2 protein-coding genes and 1 pseudogene are annotated in these 1,400 nt (G+C 50.5%); all 3 read right to left on the bottom strand.

What is annotated here, in order from left to right:
• Positions 1-388: pseudogene (locus tag H7U37_RS14825) on the bottom strand (site-specific DNA-methyltransferase); the annotation flags it as partial.
• 5 nt (positions 389-393) lie between these two features.
• Positions 394-858: a hypothetical protein gene (locus tag H7U37_RS14830; protein WP_204876910.1), complete on the bottom strand. Its 465-nt coding sequence runs from the start codon at positions 856-858 to the stop codon at positions 394-396.
• 3 nt (positions 859-861) lie between these two features.
• The coding region (locus H7U37_RS14835; protein ID WP_477742907.1) for a hypothetical protein at positions 862-1,400 on the bottom strand (539 nt) is incomplete at its 5' end.

The following is a 1,400-nucleotide window of genomic DNA, read 5'->3' on the forward strand; positions in this document are numbered from 1 at the left end:
CATAGACAAAATCGTTGCCGGTATTGTAGGGCGGGTCGATGTAAATCATCTTCACCTTGCGGTAGTAGGCCGTTTGCAGCAGCTTCAAAACCTCCAGGTTGTCGCCCTCAATGTAGAGGTTCTCGGTGGTGTCCCAGTTGACGCTCTCCTCCGGGCAGGGACGCAGGGTGCCGGTGGAGCGTTTCTGGGCCAGCCGCAGACAGTCTGCCTTACCCTTCCACTCAAACCGATATTTTTCAAAATCGTTATCAATGTATTCGCCGCACAGAGAAAGCAGCTTGTCAATGTCCAACTTGCCCTCGCTGACACACTCCGGGAACAGGGAGCGCAGCTTGTCCAGGTTGGTTTGTTCTATGTTCATGGAAAGTCCATCAAGAAAGTCAGGCATAGTGCTTATCCTCCCACTTTTGCGCTATTATGGAATTTTCTCCAGCAATATGCGATCAACTCGCTTACCAGAGCTTGGTTTTCTATTAAATACGGCCTTTTGGCCCTGTTCTTGTCAAAATAATAATCAGTGAAGTCCGCAAGATTCAACTGTGGCTTGGTCTGCAACACCGCCATGATGCTGTGGTAGATATTCTTTTCTCCCTGCTGAATCATGTCTTTAACGAATTGTTTCGCCTCTGGGGAAACGTGATTCAAATAAGCATACTCATCCTGACCTGTTTTCTCTCTCTCATGCCAATCGGATTTTGCAGGTGCTACTTTTGGCGTATGGTTGGCTCTGATATAGTTGGCCAACACTTCAAAATCAGTTTTAATCTTCGTGCGTTGCTCCTGAGAACAACTTTTCCATATATTATTGAGTGCAATCCACTCTGGAGTGGATTTTACTGCATCATGCTCCAAACTCATACGTTAACCTCCGGCCTGGACAATCTTCACTAAAAATTCTCTCTGCACCTTTGCCGTCAACTTTTCCTTTTCGGCAAAGGATTTTATTTTTTCTTCCAGCTCCATGTCAAGCCGCATGGCGTCAAAGAACTGATTCTCCTGCCGCTTCATGTACTCTTGGCGTAGCTGGTTGATTTTCTTCTGCGTAGCCAGCCGTTTCAGCCGGTCGCCGGTGACGGCCTCCAACTCCGCTTGCGCCTGCTGCACCTGGCTGTCCAGAGTGTTCAGCTCCCGGCTCAATGCCGCCTTATCAGCGGACACTTGCTGCTTCATCCGCTCCATTTCCTCGGCCTGAGCGGGAGACAGACGCTCCAGCTGTGCCTCCAGCAGCGCCTCTTTTGGCACCAAATTATCCAGCGGGTGGGGACGGCTGCTCGCTTTTAACCAGTGGGGAGATCTCCGCTCATCCTCGGTGTAGCTCTCCACCGGTAAGTCAAAGATGCTGCGACAAGCTGCATCGTCCAGGGCCTTGCCGCTATCCGTCAAACCGCACAGCACGGCGT

It is taken from the genome of Pseudoflavonifractor phocaeensis (assembly GCF_016901735.1).
Taxonomy (GTDB): Bacteria; Bacillota; Clostridia; order Oscillospirales; family Oscillospiraceae; genus Pseudoflavonifractor_A.